This window comes from Shinella sedimenti, from assembly GCF_022601905.1.
Lineage (GTDB): Bacteria > Pseudomonadota > Alphaproteobacteria > Rhizobiales > Rhizobiaceae > Shinella > Shinella sedimenti.
Window position 1 is genome coordinate 18,298 of record NZ_JAKVIN010000004.1, and the last position, 13,164, is coordinate 31,461.

Consider the following 13,164-nt stretch of genomic DNA (forward strand, 5'->3'; position numbering starts at 1 on the left):
TAACGATGAAGATCGAAGACGCCATGGTGCTGGCCGCCGGCCTTGGAACGCGCCTGCGCCCCATTACCGAGACGATGCCGAAGCCGCTGGTGCCGATCGCCGGAAAGCCGATGATCGACTACGGGCTCGATGCGCTGGCGGCGGCTGGCATCAGCCGCGCCGTCGTCAACGTGCATCACTTCGCCGACCAGATGCGCGCGCATCTCGCCGGCCGCGCGGTGCCGGAAATCCTTCTCTCCGACGAGACCGACCGGCTGATGAATTCCGGCGGCGGGCTGGCCAAGGGCCTGAAGCTGCTCGGCCGCGGGCCGGTCATGGTGATGAATGCGGATCTCTTCTGGATCGGCGAAAAAGCCGGCGAAAGAACCAATCTCCAGCGGCTTGCCGAACGGTTCGACCCCGAAACCATGGACATGCTGATGCTATGCGTGCGGCTGGAGGACACGACGGGCCATAACGGCAAGATCGATTTCTCGCTCGACGGCGCGGGCCGCCTCACCCGCTATCGCGAAGGTTCCGGCACACCGGTCGTCTATGCCGGCGCGCTGGCGCTGATGCCGGGCCTGCTGGACGACGCGCCCGACGACGCCTTCAACCTCAACATCTATTTCGACCGGGCCATCGAGAAAGGGCGGCTCGCCGGCACGCTGCTCGACGGGCACTGGATCACCGTCGGCACGCCCGAGGCGATCGGCGCGGCGGAGGCGGTGATCGCCACATTCGGCGAGGCGGCGGCATGAGCGGCGCACCGGGCGGCCGGATCTATTCGATCCCGGCAAGCCTGCCCTTTCTGAAGACGGTTGCCGAAACGCTTATCGACGGCCGCCTCGTGCCCGGCTTCACCTACGATCCCGCCGATCCGCTGGCTCTGGCCGACGTCACCATCTATGTGCCGACGCGCCGCTCGGCGCGCGTGCTGCGCTCGGAATTCGTCGACCTGTTTGGCGGGCGCTCGGCCATCCTGCCCACCATCCGAGCGCTGGGCGAGACGGAGGACGACAGCGGCTTCTTCGACGAGGTGGCGCCGGCATTGCTCGACATGGCCGAACCGCTCTCCGGCCCGACGCGGCTTCTGGAACTTGCCCGCCTCGTGCTGGCCTGGCGCAACCAGCTGCCGGCCGCCGTAACGGCCGTTCATGCGGAGAGCCCGCTCGTCGCCCCGGCGAGCCCGGCGGATGCCGTATGGCTCGCGCGCAATCTCGCCGACATCATCGATGCGATGGAGACGGAGGAGCTGGACTGGGCGGCGCTCGATGCGCTCGATACCTCCAACCATGCCCTGTGGTGGCAGCTGACGGCCGAATTCCTGAAGATCGCCAGCGATTTCTGGCCAGCGCGGCTCGCCGAACTCGGCCGCTCCTCCCCTTCACTGCGGCGCAATGCGACGCTGCATGCCGAGACGGAACGCTATCGCCAGGCGCCGCCCGCCGGCCCCGTGATCATCGCCGGCTCGACGGGCTCCATTCCAGCCACCGCCGGGCTGATTGCGGCAGTGGCAAACCTGCCGAACGGTGTCGTCATCCTGCCCGGCCTCGACCGCTTCATGACCGATACAGACTGGCTGCTCGTCGGTCATCAGGGCGGCGCGGCAGATACGGCGCGCAAGCCGGATGCGGCCTCGCGCAGCCATCCGCAATACGGGCTCCACCGCCTGCTCGCCCGCATGGGCTGCACGCGCAGCGATGTCGAGCCGCTGGGTATGCCGCCGGAGGCGCTGGAATACCGCGCGCACATCCTCTCCAGCGCATTTCTGCCGACGCAGGCGACGGCGGGCTGGGGCGACGTGCGCTCAACGCTCGATGCCGAGCGCGTGACCGTCGCCTTCCGAGATGTCGCCCTTGTGGAGGCGGCCAACGAGCGCGAGGAGGCCGTGGCGATCGCCATCGCGCTGCGGCTCGCGCTGGAGGACGGCCCGGACGCGCAGGCCGCGCTGATCACGCCGGATCGCAAGCTCGGCCGGCGCGTGGCTTCCGAACTTGCCCGTTTCGGCATCGAGGCGGACGATTCCGCCGGCACGCCGCTTCTCTCCACAACACAGGGTACGCTGCTGCGGCTGCTCGCCGAGGCAGCGCTTCGCCCCGGTGATCCCGTGGCGCTCGTGGCGCTGCTGAAACACCCGCTTGCCCGCTTCGGGCTTTCCGCCGACGACCGGCGCGACGCCGTGACGGCGCTGGAGCTGACGGCATTGCGTGGGGGCACGGCGGAAATCGACATTTCCACGCTGGAACCGCTGCTCGACGCTGCTCTGGCGCGGCAGGCCGACGACCGCCACCCGCCGCGCTGGCGCAGCGCGCTGCCCGAGACCGCCCTTCCCCTGGCGCGCGCGCTTGCACAACGCGTGGCAGAGGCGGTCGAGCCGCTCGCCGGCGTGCTCGTGCAGCAGAGCCGCACCGGGCGGCGCTTCTCTTCCAGGCTTGCCGTTTCGGACTGGGCGGAACGCACTGGTCGCGCGCTGGAGGCCGTCGCCATCGACGAGCGCGACGACCTGGCCGCGCTGTGGTCCGGCGAGGCGGGCGACAGCCTCGCCAACCTGCTCAAGAGCGTCATGGAGACCGATGGGCAGATCGAGGCCGACGGGCCGCAATGGTGCGACATCATAGAGGCACTGGCGGCCAGCGAAAGCGTCAAGCCGCGCTCGATGCGCCATCCGCGGGTCTTCATCTTCGGCGCACTCGAATCCCGCCTGCAAAGCGTCCATACCGTCGTCATAGGTGGGCTCAACGAGGGCACCTGGCCCGGCCAGGCGGCCAACGACGCCTTTCTCTCCCGCATCATGAAGGTGGAGATCGGCCTGGAGCCGCCCGAGCGCCGCATCGGCCAGCTCGGCCATGACCTGCAGATGGCGGCAGGCACGCGCAAGCTGATCTTCACGCGGGCGCTGCGCAACGGCACCGCGCCCACCGTCGCCTCGCGCTGGCTGCAACGGCTGCTCGCCGTGGGCGGTCCTTCGCTGGCAAACGATCTGCGTAGCCGCGGCCGCGACCTGATCGACTGGGCCGGGCGGATCGATCAGGGCCAAAGCGTGCCGAACGCGCCGCGCCCATCGCCCAAACCGCCGGCCGAGCTGCAACCCAAAAAATATTCTTTCAGCGAGGTCGGGCGACTGCGCCGCGACCCCTATGCGATCTATGCGCGGCACATCCTGCGGCTCGACCCCATCGCGCCCTTCAATCTCGATCCGGGGCCGGCCGAGCGCGGTTCGCTCTATCACCGTATCGTCGATCGGTTCGTGCGTGAGGAGAAGACTAGCGAACCGCTCTCCCTCATCGACCGTATCCTTCACGAGGAATTCGACGCGGTGGTGCTGCCGCCGCATATCGATGCCGTCTGGCGGCCGCGCTTCGCCGCCGTCGCCCGCGCCTTCGTCGCCTGGCATGGCGAGCGCGCCGACAGCGTGCGCGAAAGCCTGACGGAGGTGCCGGCGTCGCTCGATCTTTCGGTTGGCGACATCCGCCTCACCGGCATTGCCGACCGCATCGACATCCTGCCCGACGGCAGCGCCGACATTGTCGACTACAAAACCGGAAGCACGCCCTCGCTCAAGGTGGCGCGCGCGCTGCTCGATCCGCAGCTGGCGCTGGAGGCGGCGGCAATGCGCCGCGGCGCCTTTCGCAGGCCGGGACGCCACGATCCGGCTAACCTTCTCTATGTGCGCCTGAAGCCTGGCGAGCGCTTCAAGGTCGAGCAGGTCAACAACGAACATACGAAATCCGCCACCACGACGCCGAAATCCGCTTTGGACCTTGGCGAGGAAGCGCTGACGGAGTTGGAAAAACTGCTGACCGGGCTGATCGAAGGGCGCTTCGGCTTCGCCTCGCGACTCATCCCCGAACAGGAGCGGGACTATGGCGGAGAGTACGACCATCTGGCGCGCGTCGCGGAATGGTCATCTGCCGAAAACGGCGGGGAGAACGACGATGCTTGAAGACGACCGTCCCGCATCGACGGACCCGGCCGCCTGGCTGAGCTGGACCACGCAGAAACAGGCGGCAGCCTCCGATCCCGGCCGCTCGGCCTGGGTTTCGGCCAATGCCGGCTCGGGCAAGACTCATGTGCTGACGCAACGGGTGATCCGGCTGCTTCTCGCCGGCTGCCGCCCGTCCGCCATCCTCTGCCTGACCTATACCAAGGCCGCCGCCTCCGAAATGTCGAACCGCGTCTTCGAGCGGCTGGCTGAATGGGCGACGCTCTCCGATGCGGACCTGTCCGACCGGGTGGCGGCGATCGAGGGCGCCCGGCCCGAAGTCTTCAAGCTCGCCGAGGCGCGGCGGCTTTTCGCGCGTGCGCTCGAAACACCGGGCGGCCTTAAGATCCAGACCATCCACGCTTTCTGCGAAGCGCTGCTGCACCAGTTTCCGCTCGAGGCCAATGTCGCCGGCCACTTCTCCGTGCTCGACGACCGTGCGGCCGCCGTGCTGCTGGCGGATGCACGGCGCACCTTGCTGACGGCAACGGCGAGCGAGGACGACCAGGCACTGGCGGATGCCTTCGCCACCGTGCTCGACATTGCCGACGACACCGGCCTGGAGCGGCTGATCTCCGATATCGTCGCCAGCCGCGGGGCAATTCGCGACTTCCTCGAGCGGGCGGACGCGGCCGGCGGCATCGAGACGGTCCTTCGCCGGGAAACGGGTCTCGGCCCGGAGGAAACGGCTGACGATATTCTCGCTGCCTTCTGGCCGCTCGACGGGCTGAACGGTGCGGTACTGGAAGCCTATCTTTCAGCGGCGGAAAGCCTCGGCAGCGAAACGGTGAAGACCTCCGCCGCCGGTTTGCGCGGCGTTTTGCGTCTCACCGACGCGGAGGCGCGCCGGGCGGCGTTGCACGATCTGTTCTTTACGGGCACCGGCTCGCCGCGCAGCATCGACCGGTCCTTCCTCTCGAAAAAGGTGCGCGACAGCGCGCCGCATTTCGAGGCGGCCCTGCTGGCGGCGCAGGCGCATGTCATTGCCTGCGACGACCGCCTGCGGCGCTTTCGCATGTATGAGGCGACGAAGGCGGCGCTCGTGATCGCCGAGCGGCTGACCGGCGACTACGAGGACCTGAAGCGGGCGCGCAGCCTGCTCGATTTCGACGACCTGATCGACCGCACGGCGACCCTTCTGACCCGCGACCGGGTGAGCGCCTGGGTGCATTACAAGCTCGACCAGGGCATCGACCACATCCTCGTCGACGAGGCGCAGGATACCAGTCCGCGTCAGTGGCAGATCGTGAAAGCGCTGACGGACGATTTCTTCGCCGGCGAAACGGCCCGCATCGCCGGCCGCACGATCTTTGCCGTGGGCGACGAGAAACAGTCGATCTACTCCTTCCAGGGAGCGCGACCGGAACGGTTTGCCGAGGAGGGCCGCGCAGTCGCCCGACGCACGCAGCTGGCGGAAACCGCCTTCAGCCCGATCCGCCTGCTCCTGTCCTTCCGTTCCACGCGGGATGTGCTTTCGGCTGTCGACCAGGTGTTTCTCGACCCCGCCAATGCGCGCGGCCTCACACCCGACGGCGGCGATATCGTGCATGCCTCCAATCGCGGGCGTGAACCGGGGGCCGTCGACGTCTGGAGCGTGATCGCCGCGCCGCCCGGCCTTGACGAAGAGGACTGGACCGCGCCCTTCGACGCGGTGGCCGAGGAAGCGCCGATCAACGTGCTGGCACGGCGCATTGCCGATACGCTTGCCGGCTGGATCGGCAACGAGACGGTAACGGAAAAGGGCAAGGCGCGGCCCATGGCGCCCGGCGACATCATCGTGCTGGTGCGAAAGCGCGACGCCTTCGTGAACGCGCTGACACGCACGCTGAAACAACGCCACGACCTGCCGGTTGCGGGTGCCGACCGGCTGGTGCTGACGAAGCACATCGCCGTGCAGGACCTGATGGCGCTGGGGCGTTTCGCCGTGCTGCCGCAGGACGATCTTTCGCTGGCTGCCCTTCTGAAAAGCCCGCTCTACGGGCTGGGCGAGGAGACGCTCTTCGAGCTTGCCGCCCGGCGCGGCGAGAAAGAGGATCTCTGGGCGCGTCTGCGCAGCGCGGCCGCATCGGATGAACGCCTTGCGCCCATCGTCGTGCGGCTGGAGCGGCTGATCGCCGATGCGGGCACGCAGTCCGTGCACGATTTCTATGCACGCATCCTCGGGGCCGGCGGCGGGCGGCGGGCGTTCCTTGCGCGGCTCGGCGTCGAAGCCGGCGAGATCATCGACGAATTCCTGACCTTCGCGCTGGAGCAGGAGGACAACGGCCTGCCAGGCCTGCAGGCCTTCGTTTCCACGCTGGAACTGGAGGCGCCGACGGTCAAGCGCGAGCAGGACAAGGCGCGCGGCGAAATCCGCATCATGACCGTGCATGCCGCCAAGGGGCTGGAGGCGCCGGTCGTCTTTCTCGTGGACGGCGGCGCCAAGCCCTTCAGCCACAGCCACATGCCGCAGCTGCGCTTTCTTTCCACCACCGATCCTGCCGGGGGCCTGCCGGCCTGGCTGCCGCTCAAGGATCTCGCCAACACGCTGACAGAGGTGGATGCGGATCGCATCAAGGACAGCGCCGAGGAGGAATATCGCCGCCTGCTCTATGTGGCGATGACGCGCGCGGCAGACCGGCTGATCGTGTGCGGTTATCGCGGGCGGCAGGAAAACAAGGACACCTGGCACACGATGATCGCGACGGCACTCGCCGCCGACACGGAGCGTTGCGTGGAAACGACCTTCTCCACCCACAGCGAAAGCTGGGAGGGATTGTCCTGGCGCGAGGCGGGGGCGGCGACGATCGACGATGTGACGATGGCGAGCGTGGAGGAAAAGCCGACCATCCCGCTTCCGGAAGCGCTTGCAAAACCACTGCCGCCGCAGACATCGCTACCACGGCCGCTCAGTCCTTCGGGCGTGGCAGCGGTGATCGAGACGGATGCGGCCGACCTGCTCGTGCCTTCCGCCCTGTTCGGCAAGGGCAAAGGCGGCGCACCCGGCGCAGGGCTTGCACTGGAACGCGGGCGCATCCTGCACCGCTTCCTCCAGGTTCTGCCGGGCTTCGACCCAGCCGAGCGGCCCGCCGCGGCAAGACGCTATCTGGAGCGCGCCGCCGCCCATTGGCCTCAGAGCGCGCGGGGGGGGCTCGTTGCGGCCGCCCTCCAGGTCATCGAAGACGAAAGCCTGCGTGCAATCTTTTCTCCCGCCGCGCGGGCGGAGGTCTCCATCATGGGCACGCTGACGCTCGGCAGCCGGGACTTCGCGGTGTCCGGGCGCATCGACCGCATGGTGGTGACGGAGAACGCGGTCGAGATCGTGGACTTCAAGACCAACCGCGTGCCGCCGGCGACTATCGAGGCCATTCCGTTCGAGCACCGGGCGCAGCTTGCCATCTACCGCGCGATCCTCGCGCCGCTCTATCCCGGCCGGGTGATCCGCTGCGGGCTGATCTACACCGAGACGGCGAAAACCTTCTGGCTGGATGCGGCGCTGATGGAGGCGAGCCTTGCCGAACTCACGGCAAAGTGAGATACGGGACAGGACGTTTCGCTCACGGTGCGACCCCTTGCGGGCTTGAAAACGCAGCCCGGCGGCATCACATCTTGTGCAACACTCACCATTCAAGGAGCAGCCCTTATGGCTACCGTTAAAGTCGACCAGTCCAATTTCGAAGCCGAAGTTCTGAAGTCCGCAGAGCCGGTCGTCGTGGATTTTTGGGCCGAATGGTGCGGCCCGTGCAAGATGATCGCGCCTGCGCTGGAAGAAATTTCGACGGAACTCGCCGGCAAGGTGAAGGTCGCCAAGCTCAACATCGACGAGAACCCGGAACTGGCCGCCCAGTTCGGCGTGCGCTCGATCCCGACGCTCGCCATGTTCAAGGGCGGCGAAGTGGCCGACATCAAGGTCGGTGCCGCACCGAAGACGGCCCTGTCGTCGTGGATTTCCGGCGCCGCCTGATCGGCCCGACCGGTCCTACTGAAAAGCCCGGCTTGAAGCCGGGCTTTTTTGTTGTCAGGTCGGGGGCGTGCCGTTGTCGGCAAGCACATCGCCGACGAGATAGAGTGAACCGCCGATCAGGATGCGCGGCGGCACCGAATCCTGAGCCGTGATGCGCACGATCTCAACCAGCGCCTCGCCCACCGTCGCGAGCGGTGCGGCCTCGAGACCCGCCCGCGCGGCATCCTCGGCGAGTGCGGCGGGGTCGAGCCCGGCATCGGAGCCGCGGATCGGCACGGTGAAGACCCGCTCCGCAAGGCCGCGGAACGGCTCGAAATAGCCGACGGGATCCTTGGTGTTGATCATGCCCGTGACGAGGAAGAGCGGACGCGCCTCGCGCTCCTCGAAATTCGCCATGGTCTCGGCAATGACCTGTCCAGCACCTGGATTGTGACCGCCGTCGACCCAGATCTCGCTTGCGGGCGGGGCGAGGCGCAAGAGCGCGCCGTCTGGGAGCCTTTGCAGACGGCCCGGCCATTCGACGCGTGACAGCCCCGTCTCGATCGCCGGCTCACCGACGGCGAAACCTGCCGCCTTGACAGCGCGGATGGCGGCGGCGGCATTGGCATATTGATGCCGACCCGGCAAGCGCGGCAGGGGCAGATCGGCAAGGCCGAATTCGTCCTGGTAGACGAGGCGGCCGAATTCCTCATGGGCGAGAAAATCCTGGCCGTAGACGGCGTGCGGGCATCCGAGCCGCTCGGCGGTCTCGATCAGCACGTCGCGGGCCGCCTCTTCCGACTGGTAGCCGATGACGACGGGCACGCCACGCTTCATGATGCCCGCCTTCTCGGCGGCGATGAGTTCGACCCGATCGCCGAGATAGGCCTGATGATCCAGCGAAATCGGCATGATGACGCATGCGGCCGGTCGCGGCATGACATTCGTGGCATCGAAGCGTCCGCCAAGGCCGACCTCGATGATGGCCACATCCGCCGGATGCTCGGCAAACAGCAAAAAGGTGACGGCCGTCAGGATTTCGAAAACGGTGATCTTCTCGCCGCCATTGGCATCCGCCACACGGCGCACCGCATCAGCGAGAACCGCGTCCTCCACGAACTGCCCTCGACCGCCGGCGACGCCAAGACGATAGCGCTCGTGCCAGTTGACGAGATGGGGAGAGGTGTGGACATGGACGCTGAGGCCCTGAGCCTCGAGGATCGCACGGCAGAACGCCGTAACCGACCCCTTGCCGTTGGTGCCGGCCACGTGGATGACGGGCGGCAGTTTCAGGTGCGGATTGTCAAGCGCCGCGAGAAGCCGCGTGATGCGGTCCAACGAAAGGTCGAAGCCCTTGGGGTGAAGACCGAGAAGCTTCTCGATCTCCAGCGCCGCTTCGCTTACCGCGACGCCCGTCATATCACTGCGCCGCGATGGCGACAGCGCCGGTTTCCACCACCGGTGCGGAAGCGGCCGGCTTCTTCATCAGGATCTTCAGGAGGCGGGCAAGCGTGGCGGGAATATCGTGACGCTTCACGACCATGTCGACCATGCCGTGCTCGAGAAGGTACTCCGACGTCTGGAAGCCCTCGGGCAGCTTTTCGCGGATGGTCTGCTCGATGACGCGCTTGCCGGCAAAGCAGATTTCAGCGCCAGGCTCCGCGAGGTGGATATCACCCAGCATGGCATAGGAGGCCGTCACGCCGCCGGTCGTCGGGTTGGTGAGCACGACGATATAGGGCAGGCCCGCTTCCTTGAGCATTTCCACGGCAACCGTGGTGCGCGGAAGCTGCATCAGCGAGAGGATACCTTCCTGCATGCGCGCTCCGCCGGAGGCGGGGAACATGACGAGCGGGCATTTTTCGGCGATGGCGCGCTCGAAAGCCTTGATGATGGCCTCGCCCGCGGCGATGCCGAGCGAGCCGCCCATGAAGCTGAACTCATGCACGACAGCGACGAGCTTGACGCCGCGCACCTTTCCGACACCGGCAAGGATCGTGTCCTCAAGGTCGGTCTTGATGCGGCTGTCTTTCAGGCGATCGATGTACTTCTTGGAATCACGGAATTTCAGCGGATCCTGCGCCACCTTGGGCTGCTGCAGGGATTCAAAGACGCCATCGTCGAACAGGTCCTTGAGACGGGCCTTCGCCGGCATCTTCATGTGGTAGCCCGAAGCCGGGATGACCCACTTGTTTTCCTCGAGATCGCGATGGAACACCATCTCGCCGGTTTCCGGGCACTTGATCCAGAGATTTTCCGGCACATCCCGGTCAGGGCGGCCGAGCATCGAGTTGATCTTCGGCCGAACGTAATTCGTGATCCAGTTCACGGTCTAGACTCCCGTTAATCTGTGCAATTCCAGGAAAACCGCTTCACACTTTTCCTGGAATTGCTTTTCCGATCCCATGTGGGAATTTTACTCCGCCGCCGCAAGGCGCGACGCGCGCACGCCCGATGCGAGGCTCCTGACGAGCGTCTCGACACCGGGAACGGTGGCAGCGCTCGCCTTGCCGTCCGCCGTCAGGCTGGAGGCGATCTGGTTGACGATGGTGGTGCCGACGACGACACCATCCGCCGAAGCCCCGATGGCGCGGGCATGTTCGGCCGTCTTGACGCCGAAGCCGACGCAGACCGGCAGGTTGGTATGCGCCTTGATGCGGCCGACCGCATCGCCGATCAGCGACGGGTCCGGCAAGGCTGAACCGGTGATGCCGTTCATCGAGACATAATAGACGAAGCCCGACGTGTTTTTCAGAACGGTCGGCAGGCGCTTCTCATCCGTCGTCGGCGTGGCCAGGCGGATGAAGTTGATGCCGCGCGCGAGCGCCGGGATGCACAGCTCGTCGTCCATTTCCGGCGGCAGGTCCACGACGATAAGGCCGTCGATGCCGGCTTCCACGGCGTCATCGAGGAAGCGCTCGACGCCGTAGATATAGATGGGGTTGTAGTAACCCATCATGACGATCGGCGTTGCATCGTCCTCGCGGCGGAAATCGCGCGCCATCTGGATGGTCTTGGCAAGCGTCTGGCCCGCCTTCAGCGCGCGCTGGCCGGCCACCTGGATCGCCGGGCCGTCGGCCATCGGATCGGAGAACGGCATGCCCAGTTCGATGACGTCGGAGCCTGCCTTCGGCAGTGCCTTCATGATCTCAAGCGAGCTCGCATAATCCGGATCGCCGCCCATGAAATAGGTGACGAGCGCCGGGCGGCCTTCGGCCGCGAGATCCGCAAAACGTTTGTCCATGCGTGCGGTCATCTTAGAGCTCCATGCCGAGGATCTTGCCGACGGTGAAGATATCCTTGTCGCCGCGGCCCGAGAGGTTCATCAGAATGATCTGGTCCTTGCCCATCTTCGGGGCGCGCTTGATCACCTCGGCGATGGCATGGCTCGGCTCCAGCGCGGGAATGATACCCTCGAGCTTGGTCAGCAGCTGGAAAGCCTCCAGCGCCTCGTCATCCATGATCGGCACATATTCGGCGCGGCCGATATCGTGCAGCCAGGCATGTTCCGGACCGATGCCGGGATAATCGAGGCCGGCCGAAATGGAATGGCCTTCCTTGATCTGGCCGTCCTCGTCCTGCAGCAGATAGGTGCGGTTGCCGTGCAGCACGCCCGGGGAACCCGCGGTCAGCGATGCGCAATGCTCCTCACCCTCGAGCCCCCGACCGCCGGCCTCGACGCCGACGATCTGAACGTCCTTGTCGTCCAGGAACGGATGGAAGATGCCGATGGCGTTCGAACCGCCGCCGACGGCAGCGATCACCATATCCGGCAGGCGGCCTTCGGCGGCGAGGATCTGTTCGCGCGCTTCCGTGCCGATGACCGACTGGAAATCGCGCACCAGCTCGGGATAGGGATGCGGGCCGGCCGCTGTGCCGATGAGGTAATAGGTGTCGTCGACATTGGTGACCCAGTCGCGCAGCGCCTCGTTCATGGCGTCCTTGAGCGTGCCGCTGCCGGCGGTGACGGGCTTCACCTCCGCACCGAGCAGCTTCATGCGGAAGACGTTCGGCGCCTGACGCTCGACATCGGTGGCGCCCATATAGACGACGCAAGGCAGGCCGAAGCGCGCGGCGACCGTGGCGGAGGCCACGCCGTGCTGGCCGGCACCCGTTTCGGCGATGATGCGCGTCTTGCCCATGCGCTTGGCAAGCAGGATCTGGCCGATACAGTTGTTGATCTTGTGCGAGCCGGTGTGGTTCAGCTCCTCGCGCTTGAAGTAGATCTTCGCGCCGCCGAGATGCTGCGTCAGCCGCTCGGCATAATAGAGCGGGCTCGGACGGCCGATGTAATGGGCGCCGAGGTCCTTGAGTTCGGCCTGAAAGGCCGGATCGGTCTTGGCCTTGTTCCACTCGTCCTGAAGATCGAGGATCAGCGGCATCAGGGTTTCGGCAACGAAACGGCCGCCGAAGATGCCGAAGCGTCCGTCTTCATCCGGACCCTCGCGGAACGAATTCAGGTTGGGTGACTGGTTCACTTGCCTCTCCCTGCGACGGCGGTTTCGCTTTGCGCGTTTCGTGCCGCTTCAAAAAACGCTTCGATCAGGCCGAGATCCTTGACGCCGGGCGCACTCTCGACGCCTGAACTGGCGTCGATGCCGGGCGCGCCGGTCAGCTGGATCGCCTCGGCGAGGTTATCCTTGTTCAGCCCACCCGAAAGCATGTAATCCACGCTTGCGTCAAGCAAATGCATGAGGTTCCAGTCGAAGGAAACCCCGTTGCCGCCCGGAAGCTCAGAGCCTGCCGGCGGCTTGGCATCGAAGAGGAACCGGTCGGCGATGCCGACATAGGGATCGATCTTCCTGAGGTCGTCTGCTTCGCGCACCGAAAAGGCCTTGATGACAGGCAGGCCATAGACCGCCTTGACGGTGAGAACCCGTTCCGGGCTCTCCTTGCCGTGCAGCTGGAGAATATCAGGCGAAAGCTGGTCGACGATCTCGTCCAGTGTATCGCTGTCGGCATCGACCGTCACCGCGACGATCTTCACACGGCCGCGCACGCGATCGGCAAGACTGCCGGCATCGGCCGGCTCGATGTTGCGGGGGCTCTTGGGAAAGAAGATGAAGCCGATATGGGTCGCGCCGAGCGCCACCGCCTTGTCGACGGCCTCCTCGGTCTTCAAACCGCAGATCTTGATATCGAGTGTCATGGGGGACGAAGTCGCACGAATCACCGGAAGAGTCGAGCCGAAAGACGGCGGCAATAGGGCTTGCTGCGACGCCCTTGTACGCCGCGTTGCCGGGCCCATATGGAAGGAAACGAACGACCGGAGACCATC

9 protein-coding genes are annotated in these 13,164 nt (G+C 66.1%); 4 read left to right on the top strand and 5 right to left on the bottom strand.

Annotation, left to right across the window (positions count from 1 at the left end; all coding sequences use genetic code 11):
- Positions 1 to 5 precede the first annotated feature (5 nt).
- The 4 genes from MKI86_RS10315 (at position 6) to trxA (ending at position 7,907) form a co-directional block, all read left to right on the top strand.
- A complete protein-coding gene (locus tag MKI86_RS10315) occupies positions 6 to 740 on the top strand; it encodes a nucleotidyltransferase family protein (protein ID WP_241600820.1) in 735 nt (244 codons plus the stop codon).
- Complete coding sequence (gene addB / locus MKI86_RS10320; RefSeq protein WP_241600821.1) at positions 737 to 3,925, top strand: double-strand break repair protein AddB; 3,189 nt, start codon at positions 737 to 739, stop codon at positions 3,923 to 3,925. Before MKI86_RS10315 ends, addB begins: the two co-directional genes overlap by 4 nt.
- Positions 3,918 to 7,478, top strand: a complete 3,561-nt coding sequence (gene addA / locus MKI86_RS10325) for a double-strand break repair helicase AddA (RefSeq protein WP_241600822.1) — start codon at positions 3,918 to 3,920, stop codon at positions 7,476 to 7,478. Before addB ends, addA begins: the two co-directional genes overlap by 8 nt.
- 108 nt (positions 7,479 to 7,586) lie before the next feature.
- On the top strand, positions 7,587 to 7,907 hold the full coding sequence (gene trxA / locus MKI86_RS10330) for a thioredoxin (protein ID WP_134648592.1): 321 nt from the start codon (positions 7,587 to 7,589) through the stop codon (positions 7,905 to 7,907).
- Between the two features lie 54 nt (positions 7,908 to 7,961).
- Here the strand turns inward: trxA and MKI86_RS10335 are convergent, their stop codons facing one another.
- The 5 genes from MKI86_RS10335 to MKI86_RS10355 all read right to left on the bottom strand — a co-directional run bounded on the left by MKI86_RS10335 (position 7,962) and on the right by MKI86_RS10355 (position 13,035).
- The gene (locus tag MKI86_RS10335) at positions 7,962 to 9,305 is read right to left on the bottom strand and encodes a bifunctional folylpolyglutamate synthase/dihydrofolate synthase (protein WP_241600823.1); all 1,344 of its coding nucleotides are present in this window, start codon (positions 9,303 to 9,305) and stop codon (positions 7,962 to 7,964) included.
- 1 nt (position 9,306) lies between these two features.
- On the bottom strand, positions 9,307 to 10,215 hold the full coding sequence (gene accD, locus MKI86_RS10340) for an acetyl-CoA carboxylase, carboxyltransferase subunit beta (RefSeq protein WP_241600824.1): 909 nt from the start codon (positions 10,213 to 10,215) through the stop codon (positions 9,307 to 9,309).
- 87 nt (positions 10,216 to 10,302) lie between these two features.
- Complete coding sequence (trpA, locus tag MKI86_RS10345; protein WP_241600825.1) at positions 10,303 to 11,142, bottom strand: tryptophan synthase subunit alpha; 840 nt, start codon at positions 11,140 to 11,142, stop codon at positions 10,303 to 10,305.
- 1 nt (position 11,143) lies between these two features.
- The gene (gene trpB / locus MKI86_RS10350) at positions 11,144 to 12,364 is read right to left on the bottom strand and encodes a tryptophan synthase subunit beta (protein WP_241600826.1); all 1,221 of its coding nucleotides are present in this window, start codon (positions 12,362 to 12,364) and stop codon (positions 11,144 to 11,146) included.
- Positions 12,361 to 13,035 carry a phosphoribosylanthranilate isomerase gene (locus MKI86_RS10355; RefSeq protein ID WP_241600827.1) on the bottom strand — a complete coding sequence of 225 codons (675 nt, stop codon included), beginning with the start codon at positions 13,033 to 13,035 and terminating at the stop codon, positions 12,361 to 12,363. The genes trpB and MKI86_RS10355 overlap by 4 nt, the downstream gene beginning before the upstream one ends.
- Positions 13,036 to 13,164: the final 129 nt, after the last annotated feature.

Bases quoted from the DNA above. Each gene is read 5' to 3' on its own strand.
- MKI86_RS10315 (WP_241600820.1), top strand. From the start codon at position 6: ATGAAGATCGAAGACGCCATGGTGCTGGCCGCCGGCCTTGGAACGCGC.
- addB (WP_241600821.1), top strand. From the start codon at position 737: ATGAGCGGCGCACCGGGCGGCCGGATCTATTCGATCCCGGCAAGCCTG.
- MKI86_RS10355 (WP_241600827.1), bottom strand. From the start codon at position 13,035: ATGACACTCGATATCAAGATCTGCGGTTTGAAGACCGAGGAGGCCGTC.
- trpA (WP_241600825.1), bottom strand. From the start codon at position 11,142: ATGACCGCACGCATGGACAAACGTTTTGCGGATCTCGCGGCCGAAGGC.
- MKI86_RS10335 (WP_241600823.1), bottom strand. From the start codon at position 9,305: ATGACGGGCGTCGCGGTAAGCGAAGCGGCGCTGGAGATCGAGAAGCTT.
- trxA (WP_134648592.1), top strand. From the start codon at position 7,587: ATGGCTACCGTTAAAGTCGACCAGTCCAATTTCGAAGCCGAAGTTCTG.
- addA (WP_241600822.1), top strand. From the start codon at position 3,918: ATGCTTGAAGACGACCGTCCCGCATCGACGGACCCGGCCGCCTGGCTG.